The following is a 21,216-nucleotide window of genomic DNA, read 5'->3' as shown; positions in this document are numbered from 1 at the left end:
TCTCCGGAACACTGGCCAAAAGCATCCCGGAGAGCAAATTGAAAGGGATTAGAAATCCACTTTCATACTCACACCAACTGTCCGTGGACGTTCAAAATAGCCTATGGAAACAGCCGTATCCCTGCGTCCAACGAGTGAGCGCGTGTTAAACAGATTGTTTGCATAGAGGCTAACAGACATATTTTCGTTTGAAAGCGACAGGTTCAGGTCAGCAACCAGCCTGCTGTCGTTTTGCGTATCCTTGGGAAATGCAGCGTTTTCATCAGGATTGGAAAAGGCTGTCTGGAATTTCCCCACATACCGCAGACCACCGCCGAGATTTGCCATCCATCCGGAAACCAGATCAAAGCCGTAATCCGCTTTGATAGACCATGTCCATTCCGGAACCTGGGGAACATCATCTCCATCTGCGCCGCCAATCTGCGCCTCGTAAGAGTTAAGCGTGCTCTTGGCATAGGCGAAATTCGCATTGACGGTCAGATTTTCGACAGGCCGGAAAATAAAGGCGCCTTCAAAACCATGACCTTTCACCCCGTCAAAGGCATTGCCGCTTGTCGAGATATTGTTCACGATGATCGAAGTCTGGAAATTCGACCAGTCAATCATCCAGAAGGCGACATCATAACTGAACATATTGTCCGCCAGCGCCCCCTTGGCGCCGATCTCATAACTCCAGACATGATCTGATTCCATCACCTCACTCAGTTCTGAACCACTGACCGGAAGAACGCTTGTAGCGGGTCGGTATCCGCTCGCGATACGGGCATAGAGCGAAAGCTCATCCATTGGACGATAACGGGCCGCTATCAGATAGGTATCAACCGTATCTTCCAGTGTCGGATATTCCTCGTCCGTTGTTTCAAACAGGAGTCCTGATGACGCAAACGCCAGATCCACATTGGATTTGCTCAGGCGCATCCCCGCAGTCACATCAAATTCGTCAGAGAAATAATAGGTTACATCTGCAAAGGCGGCATATTCCTCATATTCGGATGGGAAATTCGCATCAGCCGCGTTCACCACAGGTGTGACATCAAGAAACTGCAGATTGAAAGTTTCTTCGCTTGTGTAATAAAGGCCAGCCAGCCACTCCACATTGCCCATGCGATCCGCTGTCAGGCGTAGTTCCTGAACATATTTTTCGGATCCAGCTGAATTGAGAAACTTTACAGATGTCGTCGTTCCCGGCGCCTGACCGGAAAGAAAATCAATAAACCCTCCATAAACTGCCGTAACATCACTGACGCCGCCAACTTCATATTGCACATAACTGGTTGTCGATGAAATCTCCCCCCAGCCCAGGTCATAACTAACGGTACCTGAGGCAATTTCATAATCAATGGCATTGTCTCCAAGCTCATCAACGGTAACGTAATCGCCGAATGCTCCTTCATCTGTTTCCAGATCGGCCAGGTAAACAGCACCACCAATGGGATAACTTGTTTTCTGTTTAAGGTACTTCAGGCGGAAACGCAGTTTTTCCGTCGGCTCGAAAAGAACGTCCGCCGCATAACCATAAACATCCGCACTGTTAACATTCTCAGTCACTTCCCCCGAACCAAGATCCATATAATCAACATATCCGCCAATTTCGCGGTCAAATCCGGACAAAGTCACACCAAGCTTGTCCTGAACCAGCGGAATACTGACACGACCGCTGATATCCCGGCTCCAGTCACCGCCGTCAGTCGTGGACACATCCACCCCGGCCGTCGCGCGGAATTCCTCCAGCGCCGGATCGCGGGAAATATAACGCATCATGCCGCCAACGGATGTGGCGCCGTACAATGTGCCCTGCGGCCCCTTGATCACCTCGACCCGCTCAATATCCATGAGCATGGCATCAAAGAGAACGCTCCCCCCGCGTGCAAAGGCGGTATTTGTGGAAACCGGTGTATCATCAAGATAAACGCCAAAAACCGGCGTGTCTTCTGTCTGAGAGACACCGCGTGCGGCGATGCTGCCACGGCCGATTACCCCGGAATCACTATAGGATACACCTGCAGTATAATCGAGAATACCGCCAACCCCCTTGATGCCCTTCTCAAGAAACTCACTCGGGTCCACCGCAGTAACCGCCGCCGGCACGTCCTGAAGGTTCTGCTCGCGCCGTCCGGCCGTCACCACAATCTCTTCAAACTGAATCGCCTCTTCCGCTGATTCCTCAGCCTGCGCCTGACCCATAAGGGGCAGCACCAGAGTTGATGCTGCAGCCAGTAACGCTGCTTTTCCTTTAATAATCTGCATTCCTGTTTCCTCCATTTTTAACACTTGGTCACAATTTAAACTGCCTAATTAGTATTTATACCCTTTTTATAACTGTCTTAATATTATTTTTTTCGATTTTTGTAAATGTTATTTTTACATTTAGCTGTATTATATGGAGGATCCTTCAAGATTGCCGACTTGATTAAAATCGGCTAACCGGCTAATAATCCGAAGAAAAACACAGAAACCGGGGGTTAATAACCAATGACCAAGGAAATCAACAGAAACGGGGATGCCCGGGATGAGTTCCATGACGTCTACATTCAGATCATGGATGCTATCGTTACCCAGAAGCTGGCGCCCGGTCAGAAAGTGTCGGAAAATATCTTTGCCGATATGTTCGGCATCAGCCGCTCTATCGCCCGCAACCTGATGGAACGATTGACTGCCAAACATTTTCTTGTCTCCATTTCGCCGCGGGTAACCCTTGTCGCCCCGTTGACCCTGATGGAAATCAAGCAAAATTTCGTGCTGCGGAAAATCCTGTTGCCAGAGGTCTTTGCCCTGGCAGCCCCCAATGCGGACTATCCGGCCCTTATGGAACTGGTGGACAAAATCGAGAACATGCTGCCCATCGAAAACGACCAGGTCGCCCTCGACGTCTTGAAAGCCAACAAGAAACTGAATCTGGAAATTGTGAAAAAAGCCGGTTACCCCCTGGTTCTGGACTGGGTGGAACAACTGGAAGATACAGCCATGCGGATCTATTGGCTCTATACCAAAATCAACAACAGCTTCTTCTATTCACGGGAACAGATGGAAATGGCCATAAGTGTCATGAAAAATGATGAACCGGGCCGGACACGCAAGGTCATGCAGGACCTGCTGATGCAGACCGAAGACCGGATTCTGAATACCCTGTTCTCACAGGAACAATTCTATACCCAGAACCTCAAGGTCTGAGACGGCAACAAGTTGCCGCCTCATCCCCTTCTCCCTGTTTTAGTCACAGGTGGCACAAACAGGCTTTCCGGGCAGAACTGAAGTATCAAGCACTCCCTTCTCCACAAGAACGACCCCGTTCACAATAACATAGTCAAATCCGGTCGACGGCCGTGCGGGATTCTCGAAGGTGGCGTTGTCCGTCACCGTGGCAGGATCAAAAATCACAATGTCCGCATCGGCACCGGCCTGCAAACGTCCCTTGTTTTTCATCTGGGGCACTTCGTCTTCAAGAATCCTGGCCGGTCCATAGCTCACTCGCTCAATGGCCTCCAGCAACGTTGCGGCTTTTTTCTCCCGCATATACTGACGCAGGAACCGTGAGAAAGTACCCGCACTACGGGGATGGCTCCAGGCGGTTTTCGGCAGGGGCCATGTATCTTGCGGAACTTCCTTGCCGTTCAGCAGCCAGCCCCCGCCATCAGAAGCAATGACGCCGCCTGGAAACATGACGGATTTATCCAGCATTGCCTGGTCGCCAGGGTCTCCAGCTTCCAGAAAATGAATGACCGTTGCTGTCCCCGGCTGTTCTTTCTGCAGATGGGCCAGTTCCTCTTCCGAGAGCCTTTTGCCGTTAACATCAAAGTTCTGCGCCGACAGGCCACCGGCCCGTTCCCGCCAGTTTTCCCCCCGGAACATGGCCGCACCAATATTTGTGGCCCCTGCCCCGTACGGGTAGGCCTCGGTCGTGACACGAAGGCCCTGTTTTTGAGCTCCCAGTATCATGTCCCCGATTATATCAATGTCACGAAGGCTGATGGAGTTCAGATGAACAATATGCGTATGCGCGCCGGTACCGGCCGCAGCAGAAATGATCTCCGCCATCCCTTCAAAGGAACTTTCCGGCTCAAGCATGGAAAGATAGCGTGCGTGGGTAAAGGTCGGCAGATTATTGTCTGCCGCCAATTTGGTTATGGCATAATATTCCTTATGGCCACTCGCAGGCGCATATCCGGACAAAAACCCGACACCGATCCCGCCTTCATTTAACCCCTGCTGGATGATGCGGGAAATGTCTTCGAGCTGCTCCGGACTGGCGATCTCGTCCTGCCATTGCCTGTCAGCGAAAAGTTCCTCTGCCCAGCGCTGATCAGCTTCAGGCGTCACATCCATGAATACGGCCATACGTGCCGCTGCCCAGTTAACAGAAGCGCCGTAATTGATCGGACGGCCTTCCCTGGCCACCATGTCATAAAACGCCCCGACGGGAAGAACGCCAACCTCCAGCTCGAGCGCCGTCGTCACCCCGTCCAATGCCTGGACACGGGAGGCCAGAATGTTCTGACCATGGGCATGCAGATCAATAAAACCGGGACTGACCACCCGGCCCTCGGCATTAATCACTTTCCGCGCAGTGATCGTTTCCTTTGTGACCAGGACAATACGATCACCCTTAACGGCTATATTCCTGACAGCATCCAGACCGGAAGCCGGATCAACCACCCTGCCGCCGACAATTGCCATATCGAAATCAGTCTCGTCCGCCCGGACAGGCATCACACAACATGCGAGCATCAACATGATCTGCACAATACAAAGATAAAAACGCGTCATAATTCCAGGCCCTTTCTTGGTTTATCTTGCGGTCAGTACCGGCAATCCGCAGCTGTCCGATCTGGAGGCCGCCAGCCGAACGATTGTCCCCACAAGTTATAGCTGCCTTGTTTTATTATCAATCACTTTTTGGCTGCTTAAATAATATTTTTTATAATACATGACGCCCTTCATGACCATAATATGGTCTTAGAGCGGCAAAAGAATATGTTTCTCACCGTTGTCATGGAGTGAATGAAAAATCACAAAGTAAATGCGTTGCTTTTTCCAGGAAAAAATAAGAGGATCGGAACCTTCAGACATTCTACAGAAAGACGATCAAAATGACCCACGTTCACCACACATTGTTGGAAGAATTCCCCGAACACAAAGAGAAGCTTCACGAGCTAAAACTCAATGACGCTCATTTTGTCAGCCTGCATGACAAATACGACCAAGTGAACGAAGCCATTAACAAGGCCGAAGCCCAGATCGAAAACCTGTCCGATGAGCATCTTGAAGACCTGAAAAAAGAACGTCTTGCGCTCAAAGATGAAATCAATGCGATCCTGAGCAAATAAAAATTATATACCCGCCCCGGCAAAGACGGAGAACAACCGCCGGAATTTTTCCGGCGGGCTACTTCCCAACACGACAAGTCCCTCCAGGTTGGTTGATGCCACATCCCCTGTCAGCTGTCCGGATCGCCACTTCCTGACCTGCCGGCGGCAACAAGATGGAAAACTTGCGGCGGTTCTGCACCACCATGGAACCGCAGCACAGCCTCCTGCACAGCCTTGTCTGCAAGTGTCATGCGGTCATGATGCCGGAGATGTTCAACCCAGTTTTTTTCCATAAACTGCTCTATGAACCTGCCCTTGTGCTGTCCATCTTCAAAGACTCCCCAACCAGAGGCGCCATTCCGTTTGCGCGCCTTGCCTAACTTGTAAATTTCCCGGAGAAATCCCGGACGATCCCTATCCTCAATCTGATAGCAAATTTGCACAAGAACCGGACCAGCGTCATGGGATATATGGGACTGGTGGACAGGGGCGGGCCAATGATGCGATGGTGAATGATCAATATGGGCGGCCGACTGCAAATTGTGACGATAGGAAACACCGGCAAACAGAATACCGCCTATGGCCGCCGCCAGCATCGATATTTCAAAGGTCGCCTGTCCGGCCAGCCAGCCCCAGAATGCTGCGCCAATACTCATGCTGCCGAACAAGGCCATCATATAGATGGCAAGCCCCCTGCCCCGCACCCAGTCCGGTAAGGCCTGCTGGGCCGAAACATTGACCGTTGTCAGAATCAAGATCCAGCTAAAGCCAAAGACAAAACCTGCCACGATCGCCAGGAGCTGGCTCCCGGCAAATGCAAAATAGCCCGTGACAATACTGGTCCCGATTGATCCTGCAGCAACAAGCTGGTTTGCAGTCCAGCGTAAGGTCAGCCGGGGCAACAAAAGCGCCCCCACCACGGCAGCAACACCCACAGCGCCGATCAGCAGGCCATAAAAACCCGCATCACCCCCGAGCCTGTTTTTTGCAATGAACGGCAACAATCCCCAAAAGGCATTGCCAAAGAACATATAGCCAAGCACATGCCAGATGGTAATCCTGAGCGGTTGGCTATGGATCGCATAGCGAATACCGGTTTTCATCGCGGTCGTCACCTTTTCCATAGGGAGAACCGTTTGCCTGGCCGCTGATTTGTTTTTCCAGTACAGCAGCGCCAAAACAATAATGATAAAGAGGAGGGTATTGGCGACAAATGGCGAGACGATGCCATAGATACTGATCAACACGCCCGCCACAGCCGGACCGATCGCCCGGCTGATGTTGATACTTATGCCCCCAAGGGCCACAGCTTGCGGCATGACTTCTCTGGGAACCGTTTTCGGAATGACCGCCTGCCAGGCCGGCGCCATAAAAGCCGCTCCGGTCCCGAGCAGGAATGTGATAAGCAACAAGGATTCCGCCGTCACCAGATCCATCCAGACCATCACCGCAAACACACCCGCCGTCACCAGCATCAAACCGTTTGTGATCAACAATAATATCCGCCGGTCAAATATATCCGCCAACGCCCCCGCCGGCAGACCGAATAAAAATATCGGCAAGGTAGTCACGGTTTGCACCAGGGATATGATGAACGGCGAAGGAGACAGGCTCGTCATCAACCAGCCTGCCCCGACGGAGTGGATCCAGGCACCGAGATTGGAAACCATCAATGCTGTCCACATAACTGCAAAGGAACTATGCTGAAACGGACTGAGTGCCGATCTGTATTGTTGGTCATCCATGGCAAGCCCCCCGTCCATCGCTAAAAAGGAAACATTCAGGACGTCCTGAGTTTCGGCAGGAATCCAATCAGGCCATAAAGAATGGTCAAAACCATCAATCCCCAGGCCGCTGCCCGGAAGACACTGAAAGGATCCTGCATATCAACAAAAGGCTGGAAGACAATTGGCGAGAGAAACTGACCAAGGAACATGGCCGTTGTCACCAGTCCCACACCGAAACCACGTTTCTCCGGTGGCACCACATCAATGATCCAGGCACTCTGGGCCGGGACAATCAAACCAAACCCCAATCCGCTGACAATCATGGCGACGACCACGATAGTATAGCTTGGGGCATTGATCAGAATGAAGTAGCCCACCGCCATCGCCAGAAAAATAAACGCAAAAACATGAACGTAATTCAGCCGCGCCCTGAAGGTTGAAAACTTTAGCGCAATCAGGGCGCTGACCGTATTGGCAATGGCAATGGTGAGACCGGTGTAAAAATTGGGCATGTCAAAAGCATCACGCAGAAAGAAGCTCATCTGCACGACGGTCAGGTAAAAGAAAACCGACCCCAGGAACGCGCCCAGGAACGGATAGCTGGCCTGCAGGTAATTAATTTCAAGGTCTTTGGGATCAGTGGGTTCCTCATGACCGATTTTCAAATCCTTGCTTTCCGGCAGAAAGAAAAGGATATTCGGGACCACCACCAGGGCCAGCATGTAGGCCCAGAAAGGTGCCGACCAGTGGATGCTTGCCAGATACCCCCCGAGCAACATAAAGACAACGCCGCCCACCTTCATGGCTGATCCCTGGGCGCCGATAAATTTGGCACGTTCCGCCCCCCGGAAAAAATCCCCGGCCATTGTTATGGTTGAAGTTTTTATCCCTGCCACTGACAACCCCAGCAAAGCCCTGCCGACAAATAGTTCCGTAAAGGTACTTGCGAAAAAACCTGATGTGCCGGCAAAAGCGAACAGAAAGAGAGAGGCTACAAGCAGGTTCTTGCGGCCCAGCGTATCCACAATCCAGCCTGTTATCGGCGCGCCGATCATAATAAACAGGGCCGGAATGGACAGCAGGATAAATTTAACCAGAAAGATAACCGTGACCTCGCCCGGCAGAAAGCCGATCAGCCATAAAATCCCCCGCGCCAGAGCTTCCTGCTCCGCCTGATCTGCATAAATCACCGACAGATCTTTCATGATTGGCGCCACCAGGGGAGAGGCCAGCAGCGCCAGCGCCGTCGCCATCAGGATGCCAAGTTTCCCGGCGGTGGTAATAACAGGTTTTGAAGCCTGAGACGTTTCACTGGTATCCATTTTCAATCCCTGACTTATTTCGTTTTGCCCTCTGCCCATATGGCCGGGATCCGGTTACAGGTAACCGGCGAAGACCTGTTCGGGCAGGAAGGTGGAGATCACCGGCACATAGGTAATCAGCACCAGATAGGCCAATAACAGCAGCAACCAGGGGGCCACTGCCCTGATCACACTTGCCAGCGGCATCTGCATGACCTCGGAGGTGACAAACAGGTTCAATCCCACTGGCGGCGTCACAAGCCCGATCTCCATATTGATCACCATCATGATGCCCAGGTGAATAGGATCTATGCCCAGCTGCATGGCGATGGGGAACACGATGGGTACCACGATCAGGATTACCGCCGTGGGGTCCATGAAATTCCCGGCAATCAGCAACAGGACGTTGAGGATCAACAGGAACATCCAGGGCGACATGTCAGCATCCAGTATCAGGGATGCGGCCGACTGCGGAATCTGTTCCGTAGTCAGGACAAAAGCCAGCACATAGGCATTGGCGATCACAAACATCAGCATGACACTGGTTTTCGATGCCTTTATCAAAACATCAGGCACCTCTTTCAACCCGATATCCCGATAGACAAACAACGCCACGGCAAAGGCATAGAGCGCACTTACCGCAGCTGCTTCGGTGGGCGTAAAGATACCGCCGTAAATGCCGCCCAGGACGATCACGCCCAGAAGCAAACCCCAGAAAGCTTCCCGGCCCGCCCGGAACATTTCCCGCACACTGGCCCGGGGCAGCCGGGGCATGCCCTGACGGCGCGCCATGATATAAATGACAATCATCATGAGAAGAGTAAGCAGAAGACCTGGAATAATCCCGGCCATAAACAACTTGCCGACAGAGGTCTCGGTTACCGCCGCATAGACCACCATCACAATGGACGGCGGCAACAGAATTCCAAGTGTTCCCGCATTACAGATCACACCGGCCGCGAATTTTTTGGTATAGCCGGCCTGCACCATGCCGCCAATTACGATGGATCCCACAGCAGCCACGGTCGCGGGAGAAGACCCGGATACGGCAGCAAAAAGCATGCACCCCAGCACCGAGGCCATAGCCAGACCACCCCGGAACTGCCCAACCAGGGATATGGCAAAATCAATAAGTCTCTTTGCCACACCGCCGGTTGTCATGAAAGCACCAGCGAGTATGAAGAAAGGCACCGCCAGCAGCGAATGCACCTTCATGGCATGGGCGAATTTAATGGCCAGGGACATCAGGGACTGGTCCGCAAAAGTCAGCAACACAAAAATGCTCGACAGGCCCATGGCAATGGCCACCGGCAATCCCATGGCAATAAGCAACAGCAACAATCCGATCAAGATGAAAGCTGACATATCCTTACTCCGCCCCTGTTTCTTTATTTGTTATTTCAGCCTTATCATCACTTTGTCCCTCGTGTTCACCACCGAGGGTTTCGCGGCGCCCCTGATAGATATCCTTCAGGGCGTCGAGCAACCGCAGGATCAAAAATGCAAACCCGATGGGAAGAGCAGCGGAAAGAAGCCATTTCGGCACCGGGATATCCTGGGCGTCAACACCGAGAAAAAGAAGGCGATCCACATAAACATAGGATCCCTGCAGCATCAGAACCGCATAGACGATACATAATAGTCCCGCAAACAAGGTCAGAGTCCGCCTTGGCGCCGGGGAAAGTTTACGAACAAACAAATCCACCGCAATATGACTATTGGTCCGTATGCCATAGGAAACCCCCAGCAACACCATCCACAAAAAGGCGTAACTGGTCGCTTCCATACCCCACAGTATCCCGCTGTTAAACACATAGCGCAACACGACCTGCAGGCAGGTGGTCAAAGCCATAAAGGCAAGCAGACCGGCAATCAGCAATTCTTCAAGTCTGTTGATCACAGACATTCACGTCCTCCCAACATTAATTCTCACGGCGGTTAGACTACCCCGTTGTTTTATTCATTCCCCTTCCCGGGGATTCTCCGGCGGGGCTTTATCTTCACCATTTGCACGAAGTGCGGCCGCTATCAGGTCTTCCCCGATCACCGGCGCAAACTGGTCCCATACCGGTGTCATGACCTTTTTCCAGGCTTTTGTTTCGAGAGGGGTAAGTTGCAGAATTTTACTGCTCCCCTGTTCGAGAATTTTTTCCCGAGCGCCCTGATTAAGATCATAGGCCATTTTGTTGACCTGTTCGTTCACGTCCTCGACGATTGTCTCGAGAACTGCCCTCACGTCGGGTGGCAGGCTATCCCAGAATTCCGTATTGACCATCCAGGCATATCCGATAAACCCATGATTGCTTTCCGTAATATACGGCTGGACTTCAAAAAACTTCCGGGACCATATATTGGACCAGGTATTTTCCTGCCCATCAATGGTTCCGGTCTGCAGGCCCTGATAGACTTCCCGAAAAGCCATCTTCTGCGGATTGGCCTTTAGCGCCAAAAACTGTTCCTCAAGAACATCGGATTCCATGATCCGGAATTTCAATCCGGCAGCATCTGTCGGCAATTTCAACGGCCGGGGTGCGCCCAGCTGCTTCATACCATTGGGCCAGAAGCCAAGACCTTTAAACCCCTTATCCGCGAGAACATTCAGGAGTGACTGTCCTTCGGGTGATTTGAAAAACCGTTTCACCGCAGCCTGATCATCAAACAGAAATGGCAGGTCAAAAATCTGAAACTTTGTCGTGAACCGGTTATATTTGGACAGGGACACTGCCGTCATCTGAACATCGTTAAAGGCAAGAGCCTCCAGGGATTCATCATCCCCCATTAACTGGGAGGAAGGATAAACCTCCACCACAACCCGACCGGGCAGGCGTTTTTCCACAAGCTCTTTGAAAAGTGACGCCCCCCTGCCTTTGGGTGTGTTGGGCGCCACCACATGGGAAAACTTGATGACAATGGTTTTGTCACTTTCCACGTCCCTGCAACTGCCGACAAGCAGCATGCAAAGAAACAGAACAACATATTTTACCACCGGTTTAGTCATCATTACCATCATGTCCGAAGTATCAATCTGTTTCGAGGCCGGAGAGAACCTCGACATCTTCAGACACCAGGTCAAGTCCCGAACACTCAGCCATATACTTGAAGACAATGCCAAAATCGATGTCGCCTTTGTTGCCATGCCCCATGGATGACTGAATGACATCACGGGTAATGGATGTCACAGGCATCGGCACCTCCAGCTCTTTACCCATGGCAAGACCAAGGTCCACATCCTTTCGCATCAACTCAGGCGTGAATGTTGTCGTAAAGTCCAGGTTCACCCAGCTCGGAGTTTTATAGCGGGTAAACACCGACCCCATCACACTGTTATTGATAAAGTCAAGAAACGCGTGACGGGGCACACCGGCCTTCTCCGCAAGGATGGTAATTTCTGCAAGGTTTTGAGTAACAACCGCCAGAAGAACGTTGTGACAGATCTTCACACTGCGGGCCAGTTCGCCCTCACCCACATAGGTCACTCCAACCCCCACGGCCTGAAGGAACGGCTCCACCAGCTTGAAGGCTGCTTCCGGCCCGGAGGCCACGATCGTCAGTTTACCGGCCTTGACGACCTTGCCGTTGCCGCTCACCGGCGCGGCAATGAAATCCGAACCGATTTTCTTTGCGGCTTCCCTCATTTCAGCGGAGGCTTCCACAGAAACACTGCTGCAATCGACAAAACATTTTGGCGCATTACCGGAGATGCCGGAAAATACACCGTTTTCTCCCGCCAATACCTGGGCCAGGTCTTTCGATGTGGAAACCATCGTGAATATCACATCGCAATCGGCCAGTTCCGCCGGCGTATCAACAATGCTGGCGCCATATTCCGTCAACGGTTCGGCCTTCGCCCGTGTTCTGTTATAAACTGCCACGTTGTTTCCAGCCTTGGCCAAACGGGCCGCCATGGGAAATCCCATTCGCCCAGCTCCAATCCAGCCAATTTTAAGACCGCTTTCTACCGATGACATATTTTTCTCCAAATTTGATTTACTTGACTTATTATAATCTTATTTCCCAATTCAGTTGCCGGAAGGGCATCTGACCCAGGTAAACTCTACATTGACCTCTGCATCTTTAAGCAGATTATACACGGGGCAGCGCGCCCCGACTTCCTCAATCACTTCCCGAAGCCGGTCCTCGGGTTCGTCGGTCTTTACGTTGGCCTGCACCCTGATTGTCTGAAAATGAGGAACAACTCCCCTGACCCCCTTGCGACCGCGCACATCAATCGTAAAACTGGAATCGAAATCGATACCTTGATAACTGAAGCCGAATTCCTTCGCCGTGCGATTAAAGGTGACTGCCTTGCACCCGCTCAGCGCACCCAGGACAGCCTGCAAAGGAGATGGGCCCTCTCCGCTACCACCATGTGGAACAGGCTCATCTGTGACAAAAGAGCCGAACTCCCCGCAATCAACAACAGCCTTCATTGAACCATCGTTGTGAACGGATACTGACTTCCGCCGGATGATTGGCTTGTCTAGCTCTTCTGCTGAAATAACCGTTACCATGATCTGCTCCTGTTCCTTGAGATATGACTGTCGAAGAATCACTTTCAAAATAATATGCATACGTTTGCATTGATTTGCAACAAGTAATTCTGAAATCTCTTTTCGTCCTGAAATCATACTGTGGACTGAATGGATTCCAGATTTTTTTCTGCTGTGAAAGGCAATGACCTCAGCCGGACTCCGGTCGCCCAGAACAAGGCGTTGGCAATGGCTGCAGACATTGGGCCCTGTGCCACTTCACCCGCCCCGAGCGGAGGATTATCTTTTGCCTCAATCAGGTGCACGTGTACTTCCGGCACAGAATCAAACGTCATAATCGGGTAGCTGACCCAGTCTTCAGACAGTATCTGTTTGCGATCGAAGCTGACCTGCTCATAAAGAGTCCAGCTAGCGCTCTGGAGCAGCCCCCCTTCAACCTGGTTCCGTACCCCGTCCGGATTGATCACCTCGCCGCAATCCACTGCCGCATTGATTTTCCGAAGCTTAATCGTCCCGTTTGTTGGGTCATAATCCAGATCCACACAAACTGCCAGATAGCCGCCCAGGTTCTTGTATCTGGCAAAAGCAAGACCCCGGCCGGCCGAACGGCCCCCGAAATTCTTCGCTGCATCCTGCCAACCGGCCATATCCGCTGCCTCAGTGATCACCGCTCGGCCCCTTGGGTCGGTCAGATGCTTCAGCCTGAAGCGAACCGGATCTGCGCCAACCCTATGCGCCAGTTCGTCCATAAAGGATTCAATGGCGAATATATTACCGTAAGCTCCCAACCCCCGTAATGCCGAGGTTCGAAGTGGACTATTGGGGATATAGTTTTTGGTGATCTTCTGGTCCGGAAGATCATAATAAGGAACTGCGTTCCGATCCAGACCACCTGCCGGTTGGGGTATCGGTCGCGGTGCCGAAAATTTCCGGTCCGGTTCAAGCAACCGGGCCGCCAGCAGATTTTCCCCGCCACCGTTGGGCCGTGTGGAATGGGGAAAGCCCCGGACATCATACTGCCAACTCGAGATAGTACCCTCTGTTGTCAATTCTGCCGCCGCTTCCATAATCATGGCCGGACCGTAAGGCTCCCATCTGAACTCCTCCTGGCGCATCCATTGCAGGCGCACAGGCACGCCCGGCATCTTCATGGCAATCCAGGCAGCCTCTAGCGCAGCATCATCTGCGCCGTTATGTCCATAACAACCGGCACCGTCCCGGTGAATGACTTTTATGGCCGCTTCCGGCAATTTCAAAAGGGCCGAAATTTCCCGCCTGAGCGGATAGATCCCCTGACTATGCGTCCAGACCGTAAGGATATTTTCTGACCAAAGGGCCAGCCCGATGGACGGCCCCAGGCTGGCATGCGCCTGGTAAGGTCGATAATAACGTGCCGTGTGGGTGAATGATTTGCGTTCAGAGACCGGCTTTCTGATGACTTCTGTCCTGGTGTCAGGGTGATCGCTGATAAAGGCCTCAAGACCATTCATATCCGGGAGTTGCCCAACTTCCTGCCAGTGCAATGTTTCAGCCAGTTTCTCTGCGGCCCCTATTGCTTGCTCTTCCCTTTCTGCGACTACAGCAACAAAATTATTTTCCCGGACTATTTTCGCAGAACCCGGAAGATCCGACGACACAATCCCTTCCATACTTCCCAGCCGTGCCGTGTAAGAAGGCGGCCGGACCATACGGGCATGACGCATTCCAGGAAGCCGGATGTCATGGATATATGACTCTTCAGCAAAGACCTTGGCCGGTATGTCAGTTCTGTTTACTGACGTTCCTGCCACCTTCCTGTCAACCGCCTTCCGGGGCTTCACACGACCACTGGCCTTTTCCTCAATATTTCCGGTTTCCTTGATCAGGGCGCCATAGGATATTGACCTGGACCCAACCGACAAATAGCCGTCATGAGTCTTGATTTGTCCTTCAGGGACAGCCCATTTTGTGGCGGCCCGTTCCACCAGCAGCCACCTTAATTCAGCCGCCGCCTGCCGCACCGCCATGCCGCTTTGCTGAATGGACATACTGCCGTAGGTATACCCCTCGTCCGGTGAGACATCGGTTTCTGCCGACCATACAGTAATTTGAGCCAGAGCAAGATCCAGTTCATCCGCCACTATCTGGGCAATCGCTGTCCTGATCCCCTGCCCCAGTTCCACCTTCCCGGTATAAACGACAGCCATGTTGTGTTCGTCAATGTTGATCCAGCTTGCCAATGCAGGTGTTGTCTGCAGGCTTTTCGCCAGCTTCCCCTGCGCCGCTGCGGCCAGATTTTCAGGGAGGCCAAAATAAACGGTGAAGGCCGCTGCTGCACCCGCCTTTAAAAGATGCCGCCTGGTCAAGACCGGGCAAAATTCAGTTGTCATCAGAACTCTCCCCGGCACATTGTGCGACCGCATCAATGATACGCTGATGAGCACCGCAACGACAAAGGTTGGCCGCCAATGCGTCTTTGATTTCCTCCTTTGTCGGGCTCTTATTGTCCTGAAGAAAGCCGGCCGCCGTCATGATCATCCCGTTGCTGCAATATCCACACTGCATGGCCTGCTGATCAATGAAGGCCTGCTGAAGGGGGTGTGGCGACTGCCTGTTACCCAGGCCTTCCAGAGTAGTCACTTCTGTCCCGTCGACATCCCCTGCATCGAGAATACATGACCTCATGGAGACACCATCCACCAGCACCGTACAGGCCCCGCACTGGCCAAGACCACAACCGAATTTCGGTCCGTTAAGCCTCAAATCGTTGCGTAATAGGTAAAGCAGTTTTGTCTCTGCCGGCACACTGAATGAAACAGCCTCACCGTTAATGACAAAGCTGATATCAAAATCTCCCATGAGCTGACCTCCTTCGAAAAGAGGAAGAAATGAAGACCGGGTAGTTCAATGTCCCCTATTCTACCTGACTGCACATGTGACATAAACAGCAGCCTCCATTCTTCCTCGGGAAGAATTGTGCAATCGTTTGCCTTTGTCAAGTTCTATCCTCTTATTCAACCTGATATCCTGACGCCAGCTCAATCGACATGGATCAAGCCAGCAGGATATCGGCAAATACAGAATGTTTGACTGTTTCAGAATTTCTCTGATGACTTCAGGGTATTAAATTTCAGAAATTTTGTCTTATTTTTCAGCTTGTTAATGTCTATTTCTAAAATCTATAAAATTTCATATTGAGCATTAAGGAAAAACATCTATACTGTCAGAGCAAACGTTTGCATTTGGTGTTAGTATGTGTAAGAGTAGCACAATGGGGGAAACCCGCTTAGTCGGCCACCTGCCAAAAACATACATAATCAGGCAAGTTTCCGACGCCAAAAGTACAATACAAGAAACAATGACTTTCAGAGCTTGGTCAGAATTTATTTAACCTTAAAAGCAAACGTTTGCATATCAAGTTCTGAGAGATTGATAGGGAATGACTAACTTTACTCTGATCCCGTTCCCGATGCTGCTGCGCAGCTCGTTCCAGCAACAGGTATCAGGGCTAAAGAACCATAAGGGAAGAACAGCTTCCCACCGGAAATAAAAATATTTCTGTCCGGGATGAAGCTGTTTGTGAGAAGATCATCTGTTTCGTGGGAGAAACCGGTGAAAACTTAAAAAAAAGGGAGGTTCATATACCCATGACCCATAAACAAAAACTTCTGCGATTCAATCTGGCCGGAGCGACAGCGATCGCCAGTGGAATGATTGCGTTGACGGGACCGGCAGTACCCGCCTTCGCCCAGGAAGAACAAATGATGACCCTGGAAGAAATTGTTGTGACATCCAGGCGCTATGAAGAAAGTCTGCAGGATGTGGCGGTTTCTGTTAACGCCATGACCGACGACTATCTCCGCGATCAGGGCATCAGCACAGTGAACGATGTTCTTGATTTTTCACCGGGCGGTGCCTTTGTCCGGTTCAACAAGATGCAGCATGAATACAGCATGCGCGGGATCAGTTCCCAGAGTGAGGGTGCTTCCGGTGATTCCTCTGTACAGACCGTCATCGACAACGTCGTGATCACTAAGGATTTCCTGAAAAACCCCGCCATGTTTGATATCGAGCGTGTCGAGGTCCTGCGTGGTCCTCAGGGAACATCTTTTGGACGAAACGCCTCTGCCGGCCTGATGCATATCATCAGCAAACGCCCAACCGAAGAGTTTGAAGCCGGTGTAACCTTGAATGCAGACACCTTCAATAGTGTTGGCATTGACGGCTTTGTCAGCGGCCCTCTTGGAGAGAATATCTTTGGTCGCCTGGCGGCCAATTACGACTATTCCGATGGTTATATGGAAAGCGCATCCACCGGTGAACGGCTGAGTGGCGAGAAAAATTACGCCATTCGGGGATCTTTGCTCTTTAACCCGTCAGATGATCTGCAGATCTACCTCAAGGCGGAATATAACAAGGACGACGACGAAACTTCTGTTCGCCGGTCTGCCGATTGCACCCAGCCCATGCTGGACGGCACCGGTGAAAGTGCGCTCGCCATGGAAGTTGGCCCCGGCCATCCGGCATGGGTTGACGACAATGGCAATCCCTTGGTTTATTTCGACTCCTGTGACTTCTGGAAGACGGAAATTTCCGATGGTGATTTTTTCATCAAGCGTGAGATGTTCAATATCACATCCGAGATCGTTTACAACATCAACGATGATGTGGCTTTGACCTCCGTGACAAGTTACATCGACGGCACCAATGACTATCTGATCGAGGCCAACGGTACGCCCCGCAATGTGATGTTCCAGGAAAACCATAACGATGCCTGGATCTTCAGTGAGGAAATCCGCTTGGACAACCATGGTTCCGGAGATGCATTGCGCTGGTTGTTCGGTGTCTATTATATGCAGGACCATCAGGAGCGTTTCGATGAAAACCAGTTCTATCTGGGCGAAAATGAGTACGGCCTGAACCGCATCGATACCAAGGATACCCGTATCAACAGCGGCGATACAGAATCCATCGGCATTTTTGGTGAACTGAGCTATGATATCACCGACGACCTGTCCGCAACCGGTGGCATTCGCTGGAGCAAAGACACCAAGGATTATACCTCCCAGCACTTTGGTTTCGGACGTGGAGCCATTCTTGAAGGCTTTGCGGACTGTACCTTTGATCCCGGTGCGGACCTGTTCAACTGCGGCACCAATGCCGACGAAGCCGTTGGCCTGATCACTCCGGTTTCCGCAAGCGACAGCTGGGACAAGATCAGCTACAAGGCTTCTCTGGAATATAAAGTTTCAGACGACAAGCTGGTTTACGCCCTTATCTCCTCCGGTTATAAAACAGGCGGTTTCCAGAACGAGCCTTTCCTGCTGGAAGACCAGACCACACCTTATGATGAAGAAACCTCAACCAACTATGAGATCGGCTTCAAGGGTGATTTTGGTAACCGCTTCCGCCTGAATGCCTCTGCTTTCTACATTTCCTACGAAGACATGCAGATCCTGCAGTTCGTGGGCCAGGGCGAAGGCTTCTCCCAGATCGTACGGAACGTTAAAGGTACGAATGTCTACGGCCTTGAACTGGAAGGCGTCCTCCAGGTTACGGACAATTTCCGCCTCAGCGGAAGCCTGGCGATCATCGATTCCAAGTTCAAGGACGGCACGCTTATCGCAACAGGCCCGGGTGAGCTCACTGACTTCGGCGGCACCCATCCGGATAACGCCCCCGACTGGACTGGTACGGTCGTTGCCGAATATGACATTGACCTTGGCAATGGCGATTCCCTCACCCTGCGCGGTGACTGGCGCGGACGCAGTGATGTCTATGATGATATCGGCGAGGTGCCGGAACGCCTTCGCCCCAGTGTCCATAAATTTGGCGCGCGCGTCTCCTACACGCCGGAAAGCGATGCCTGGACATTGTCCGTCTGGGGTAAAAACCTGACACAGGAAGCCGATATCATCGGTGTCGGCCCACCGCAGCCCAACAACCTGCAGCGCCCTGTGGCATTTGCTCCACCACGCTCCTTCGGGATTGAGTTCAGCGCGAACTTCTAAGCAACAGTATATACACATCAAAAAGGGCGGCACCTGGTGCCGCCCTTTTCTTTTTCCCAATCTGGTCAATCAGATTTTGTTGGACCATCCAAATCCTGCGGTTATTTTTGACCCCCGCGTACCGCATCAAGATAGCTGGTATCTATAAAATCAGACGGGCGGCCAAGAGGCCCCTCACCTGCTCCATACTGCTGACGCAGGGCCAGAACCGTCTCAATTCCGGCCAGATTAAAATCAGGAGAGAGCCCCCCAACCAGCCTCTTGACCGTATTCAGCGCCGCCTCTTTGGACATGCCATCTGTATAATGACGCAGGATATCGGCGGCTTCTACATGACTGTCGGGTTTAGCCAGCCAGCTTTCCGTGGCCAGAACCGCCCGGATGAAAGAGTTAAGCTTCTCAGGGTGTTCCGCTGACCAGCGTCGGCTGGAAATAAAGCAGGTCCCCTGGTAGTTGTCGGTAAAATCTGCGCTGGATCCGATCTGACGAAGACCGGCTGCCATCGCCATACGATTGAAAGAAGGCGTCAAAATAGCCCCTGCATGCTCCCCTGCTTTCAGGCTTGCCAGCCGGTCGCGCGCATTGCCGACGGACACCAGCTCATAATCCCCCATGCCAAGACCATGTGTTTCCAGGATTTTCCTTAGTACAAAGGAAAATCCTGTTGATACAGCGTCTACAGCAAGGGTTTTTCCCTTGAGGTCTGCAAAGTTCTTAATATCTCCCTGGACGATGAGAGGCAGGGTCATATTTCTGGAAATATTCATAAAACCGAAAAAGTCGGCAGGGCGAGACAACGGCACCTGTCCCTGTCCGCTATTATAGGCAATCACATTATCAATGGAAGATGTGGCGATATCATACTGCCCCTCAACAAGCTTTGTCGCCAGTTCCATGGACGTACGGGTAAATTCATGGGTCATTTCAAGCCCTTCACTGGCAAAGAACCCCTTCTCCCGCCCTGCCCAGATCAGCAAATTGAGCGACCCTGGAAAACTGAACAGTCGTATGGGTGTCAATGGCCCCGCACGGCCGGTTCCCGCTATCGCCATCCCCTTTACACTCAATCCCCCCACGGCACCTGCCGCCAAGGAGGTCGCCAGCGCCCGACGGCGCGTTATCATAGTCTTCACCATTAATCCTTCCCTTTTTGTTAGCTGAAAGCACAGTATAATGCAATCGTTTGCAAATAACAAAAAGAGAACGACAGGCCGGCTGAAAAATACGACAAAAGGGAATAACGGCCTATCAGGTGATTTTTCGGGTGGAGTCCCGGACGATCAGCTTTGGTTTCAACCGGGCAAGAACAATCTCGCCACCGCTTTCCTGAAGCTGGTTGAGAAGTATTTCAGCCGCCCGCTGACCGATCTGGTACTGCGGTATGGCGATTGTGGTCAGGGCCGGCGCGACACGATCCATCATCGGGATATCATTATAGCCAATCACGGAAATATCGTCGGGGCATTTCATGCCGGCTTCCTGAAGGGCATCAAGACAGCCCAGTGCAAGCAGGTCGTTACCGGCCAGAACTGCTGTAAAGTCAGATTTCTTGGCGAGCATTTTCTTCATGGCGTCATAGCCGGCTTTTTCCGTAAATCCGTTGGCAACAACCACCAGATCGGAGGGCAGTTTCTTCCCCTTGAGATGGGATTTAAACTTTCTGAGCCGCACAAAACCCGTGGATGTATCCTGCGGGCCGGCAATATGCATTATCCTTTTGTGTCCCAATTCGATCAAATGATTGAGAGCATCTTCAATTCCCGCTTCATCATCATTGATAACCGCGTTCACATCCTGACGATCCGTTGTCCTGTTCACCAGAACAAGCGGCAGTTTCTGCTTCAGGCAGTCATCAACCACCTGGTCCTGACGGTGAGCCGACGCCATAACGCAACCGTCAATGGCCCGCTCGCGCAAGCGGCGGAATGCCGTTTTTTCATATTCCTCGATATTGTCGCTGTTGACGGTGATCAGGGTATAGCCGGCCTTTTCAAGGCCATCTTCCAGTCCGCGTATAATCGGGGGGAAAACCGGGTTAGTAACATCTGGCACCAGCATACCTATTGTAAAGGATCTCCTTTGCACCAGCGCAGCGGCCATCCGGTTGGGAAAATAGCCCATTTCCTCTGCAGCCTTGGAGATTTTCTCAACAACCTCCGCCGTGATAAGATGCTTGGTGGATGGATTCAGCGCCCGTGATACAGTCGACGGATTGACCCCTACGGCTTTCGCCAAATCCCTGATTGTTACTCTTTTATCTGACATATCTTGTACTTCAAGTGTCGACCCATTTTGTAACGGGTCATAAATTTCATAAAACCTTATACTCCTTAATTACTTAACTAATGTACAAGTGTAAAGGTTGACGGACACTATATTATACGAGAGTATCGCGCCAACCC

16 protein-coding genes are annotated in these 21,216 nt (G+C 51.8%); 3 read left to right on the top strand and 13 right to left on the bottom strand.

The annotated features are described in order from the left end of the window. Positions 1 to 48: 48 nt before the first annotated feature. A complete protein-coding gene (locus ACN0YD_RS05910) occupies positions 49 to 2,247 on the bottom strand; it encodes a TonB-dependent receptor (protein WP_417317774.1) in 2,199 nt (732 codons plus the stop codon). A 225-nt stretch (positions 2,248 to 2,472) separates the two neighbouring features. Between ACN0YD_RS05910 and ACN0YD_RS05905 the strand changes: the two genes are divergently transcribed. After that, positions 2,473 to 3,171, top strand: a complete 699-nt coding sequence (locus tag ACN0YD_RS05905) for a GntR family transcriptional regulator (RefSeq protein WP_417317773.1) — start codon at positions 2,473 to 2,475, stop codon at positions 3,169 to 3,171. A gap of 39 nt (positions 3,172 to 3,210) precedes the next feature. On the opposite strand, the gene ACN0YD_RS05900 is transcribed toward ACN0YD_RS05905, so the two are convergent. Further along, positions 3,211 to 4,764, bottom strand: a complete 1,554-nt coding sequence (locus ACN0YD_RS05900) for an amidohydrolase family protein (protein ID WP_417317771.1) — start codon at positions 4,762 to 4,764, stop codon at positions 3,211 to 3,213. A gap of 323 nt (positions 4,765 to 5,087) precedes the next feature. Between ACN0YD_RS05900 and ACN0YD_RS05895 the strand changes: the two genes are divergently transcribed. After that, the gene (locus tag ACN0YD_RS05895; protein ID WP_417317769.1) at positions 5,088 to 5,324 is read left to right on the top strand and encodes a YdcH family protein; all 237 of its coding nucleotides are present in this window, start codon (positions 5,088 to 5,090) and stop codon (positions 5,322 to 5,324) included. Positions 5,325 to 5,434: 110 nt separating this feature from the next. Here ACN0YD_RS05895 and ACN0YD_RS05890 read toward each other — a convergent pair whose 3' ends face one another. From ACN0YD_RS05890 to ACN0YD_RS05850, 9 genes are all read right to left on the bottom strand, one after another. Then, a complete protein-coding gene (locus ACN0YD_RS05890) occupies positions 5,435 to 7,051 on the bottom strand; it encodes an MFS transporter (protein ID WP_417317768.1) in 1,617 nt (538 codons plus the stop codon). Positions 7,052 to 7,086: 35 nt separating this feature from the next. Continuing rightward, positions 7,087 to 8,355, bottom strand: coding sequence for an MFS transporter (locus ACN0YD_RS05885; protein WP_417317766.1), 1,269 nt, complete (start codon positions 8,353 to 8,355; stop codon positions 7,087 to 7,089). Positions 8,356 to 8,409: 54 nt separating this feature from the next. Then, positions 8,410 to 9,699 (bottom strand): TRAP transporter large permease, encoded by a 1,290-nt coding sequence (locus ACN0YD_RS05880; protein WP_417317764.1) that lies wholly within the window; start codon positions 9,697 to 9,699, stop codon positions 8,410 to 8,412. A 4-nt stretch (positions 9,700 to 9,703) separates the two neighbouring features. Continuing rightward, a complete protein-coding gene (locus tag ACN0YD_RS05875; protein WP_417317763.1) occupies positions 9,704 to 10,240 on the bottom strand; it encodes a TRAP transporter small permease in 537 nt (178 codons plus the stop codon). A gap of 54 nt (positions 10,241 to 10,294) precedes the next feature. Next, positions 10,295 to 11,332, bottom strand: coding sequence for a TRAP transporter substrate-binding protein (locus ACN0YD_RS05870; RefSeq protein ID WP_417318855.1), 1,038 nt, complete (start codon positions 11,330 to 11,332; stop codon positions 10,295 to 10,297). A 22-nt stretch (positions 11,333 to 11,354) separates the two neighbouring features. After that, entirely contained in the window at positions 11,355 to 12,302 is a 948-nt protein-coding gene (locus ACN0YD_RS05865; protein ID WP_417317761.1) for an NAD(P)-dependent oxidoreductase, read from the bottom strand. A gap of 51 nt (positions 12,303 to 12,353) precedes the next feature. Beyond that, positions 12,354 to 12,845 (bottom strand): OsmC family protein, encoded by a 492-nt coding sequence (locus ACN0YD_RS05860; RefSeq protein ID WP_417317759.1) that lies wholly within the window; start codon positions 12,843 to 12,845, stop codon positions 12,354 to 12,356. A gap of 113 nt (positions 12,846 to 12,958) precedes the next feature. After that, complete coding sequence (locus tag ACN0YD_RS05855) at positions 12,959 to 15,193, bottom strand: molybdopterin cofactor-binding domain-containing protein (RefSeq protein WP_417317757.1); 2,235 nt, start codon at positions 15,191 to 15,193, stop codon at positions 12,959 to 12,961. Next, complete coding sequence (locus ACN0YD_RS05850) at positions 15,183 to 15,662, bottom strand: (2Fe-2S)-binding protein (RefSeq protein WP_417317755.1); 480 nt, start codon at positions 15,660 to 15,662, stop codon at positions 15,183 to 15,185. Before ACN0YD_RS05850 ends, ACN0YD_RS05855 begins: the two co-directional genes overlap by 11 nt. Before the next feature lie 788 nt (positions 15,663 to 16,450). Between ACN0YD_RS05850 and ACN0YD_RS05845 the strand changes: the two genes are divergently transcribed. Beyond that, complete coding sequence (locus ACN0YD_RS05845; protein ID WP_417317753.1) at positions 16,451 to 18,814, top strand: TonB-dependent receptor; 2,364 nt, start codon at positions 16,451 to 16,453, stop codon at positions 18,812 to 18,814. Positions 18,815 to 18,915: 101 nt separating this feature from the next. On the opposite strand, the gene ACN0YD_RS05840 is transcribed toward ACN0YD_RS05845, so the two are convergent. Together ACN0YD_RS05840 and ACN0YD_RS05835 are read right to left on the bottom strand one after the other, a co-directional pair. Further along, complete coding sequence (locus tag ACN0YD_RS05840) at positions 18,916 to 19,950, bottom strand: ABC transporter substrate-binding protein (protein WP_417317751.1); 1,035 nt, start codon at positions 19,948 to 19,950, stop codon at positions 18,916 to 18,918. Between the two features lie 112 nt (positions 19,951 to 20,062). Then, on the bottom strand, positions 20,063 to 21,079 hold the full coding sequence (locus ACN0YD_RS05835; protein WP_417317749.1) for a LacI family DNA-binding transcriptional regulator: 1,017 nt from the start codon (positions 21,077 to 21,079) through the stop codon (positions 20,063 to 20,065). Positions 21,080 to 21,216 lie beyond the last annotated feature (137 nt).

Origin of the sequence: Emcibacter sp. (genome assembly GCF_048269205.1) — a bacterium.
GTDB lineage: Bacteria > Pseudomonadota > Alphaproteobacteria > Sphingomonadales > Emcibacteraceae > Emcibacter.
Note: the sequence above shows the minus strand (reverse complement) of the source record. Positions and strands in the feature narration are given on the sequence as shown.

Excerpts from the sequence above, each read along its gene's own strand:
- ACN0YD_RS05885 (WP_417317766.1), bottom strand. The coding sequence starts at position 8,355 with ATGGATACCAGTGAAACGTCTCAGGCTTCAAAACCTGTTATTACCACC.
- ACN0YD_RS05895 (WP_417317769.1), top strand. The coding sequence starts at position 5,088 with ATGACCCACGTTCACCACACATTGTTGGAAGAATTCCCCGAACACAAA.
- ACN0YD_RS05845 (WP_417317753.1), top strand. The coding sequence starts at position 16,451 with ATGACCCATAAACAAAAACTTCTGCGATTCAATCTGGCCGGAGCGACA.
- ACN0YD_RS05835 (WP_417317749.1), bottom strand. The coding sequence starts at position 21,079 with ATGTCAGATAAAAGAGTAACAATCAGGGATTTGGCGAAAGCCGTAGGG.
- ACN0YD_RS05900 (WP_417317771.1), bottom strand. The coding sequence starts at position 4,764 with ATGACGCGTTTTTATCTTTGTATTGTGCAGATCATGTTGATGCTCGCA.
- ACN0YD_RS05840 (WP_417317751.1), bottom strand. The coding sequence starts at position 19,950 with ATGGTGAAGACTATGATAACGCGCCGTCGGGCGCTGGCGACCTCCTTG.
- ACN0YD_RS05855 (WP_417317757.1), bottom strand. The coding sequence starts at position 15,193 with ATGACAACTGAATTTTGCCCGGTCTTGACCAGGCGGCATCTTTTAAAG.
- ACN0YD_RS05860 (WP_417317759.1), bottom strand. The coding sequence starts at position 12,845 with ATGGTAACGGTTATTTCAGCAGAAGAGCTAGACAAGCCAATCATCCGG.
- ACN0YD_RS05880 (WP_417317764.1), bottom strand. The coding sequence starts at position 9,699 with ATGTCAGCTTTCATCTTGATCGGATTGTTGCTGTTGCTTATTGCCATG.
- ACN0YD_RS05890 (WP_417317768.1), bottom strand. The coding sequence starts at position 7,051 with ATGGATGACCAACAATACAGATCGGCACTCAGTCCGTTTCAGCATAGT.
- ACN0YD_RS05905 (WP_417317773.1), top strand. The coding sequence starts at position 2,473 with ATGACCAAGGAAATCAACAGAAACGGGGATGCCCGGGATGAGTTCCAT.
- ACN0YD_RS05870 (WP_417318855.1), bottom strand. The coding sequence starts at position 11,332 with ATGACTAAACCGGTGGTAAAATATGTTGTTCTGTTTCTTTGCATGCTG.
- ACN0YD_RS05865 (WP_417317761.1), bottom strand. The coding sequence starts at position 12,302 with ATGTCATCGGTAGAAAGCGGTCTTAAAATTGGCTGGATTGGAGCTGGG.
- ACN0YD_RS05875 (WP_417317763.1), bottom strand. The coding sequence starts at position 10,240 with ATGTCTGTGATCAACAGACTTGAAGAATTGCTGATTGCCGGTCTGCTT.
- ACN0YD_RS05850 (WP_417317755.1), bottom strand. The coding sequence starts at position 15,662 with ATGGGAGATTTTGATATCAGCTTTGTCATTAACGGTGAGGCTGTTTCA.
- ACN0YD_RS05910 (WP_417317774.1), bottom strand. The coding sequence starts at position 2,247 with ATGCAGATTATTAAAGGAAAAGCAGCGTTACTGGCTGCAGCATCAACT.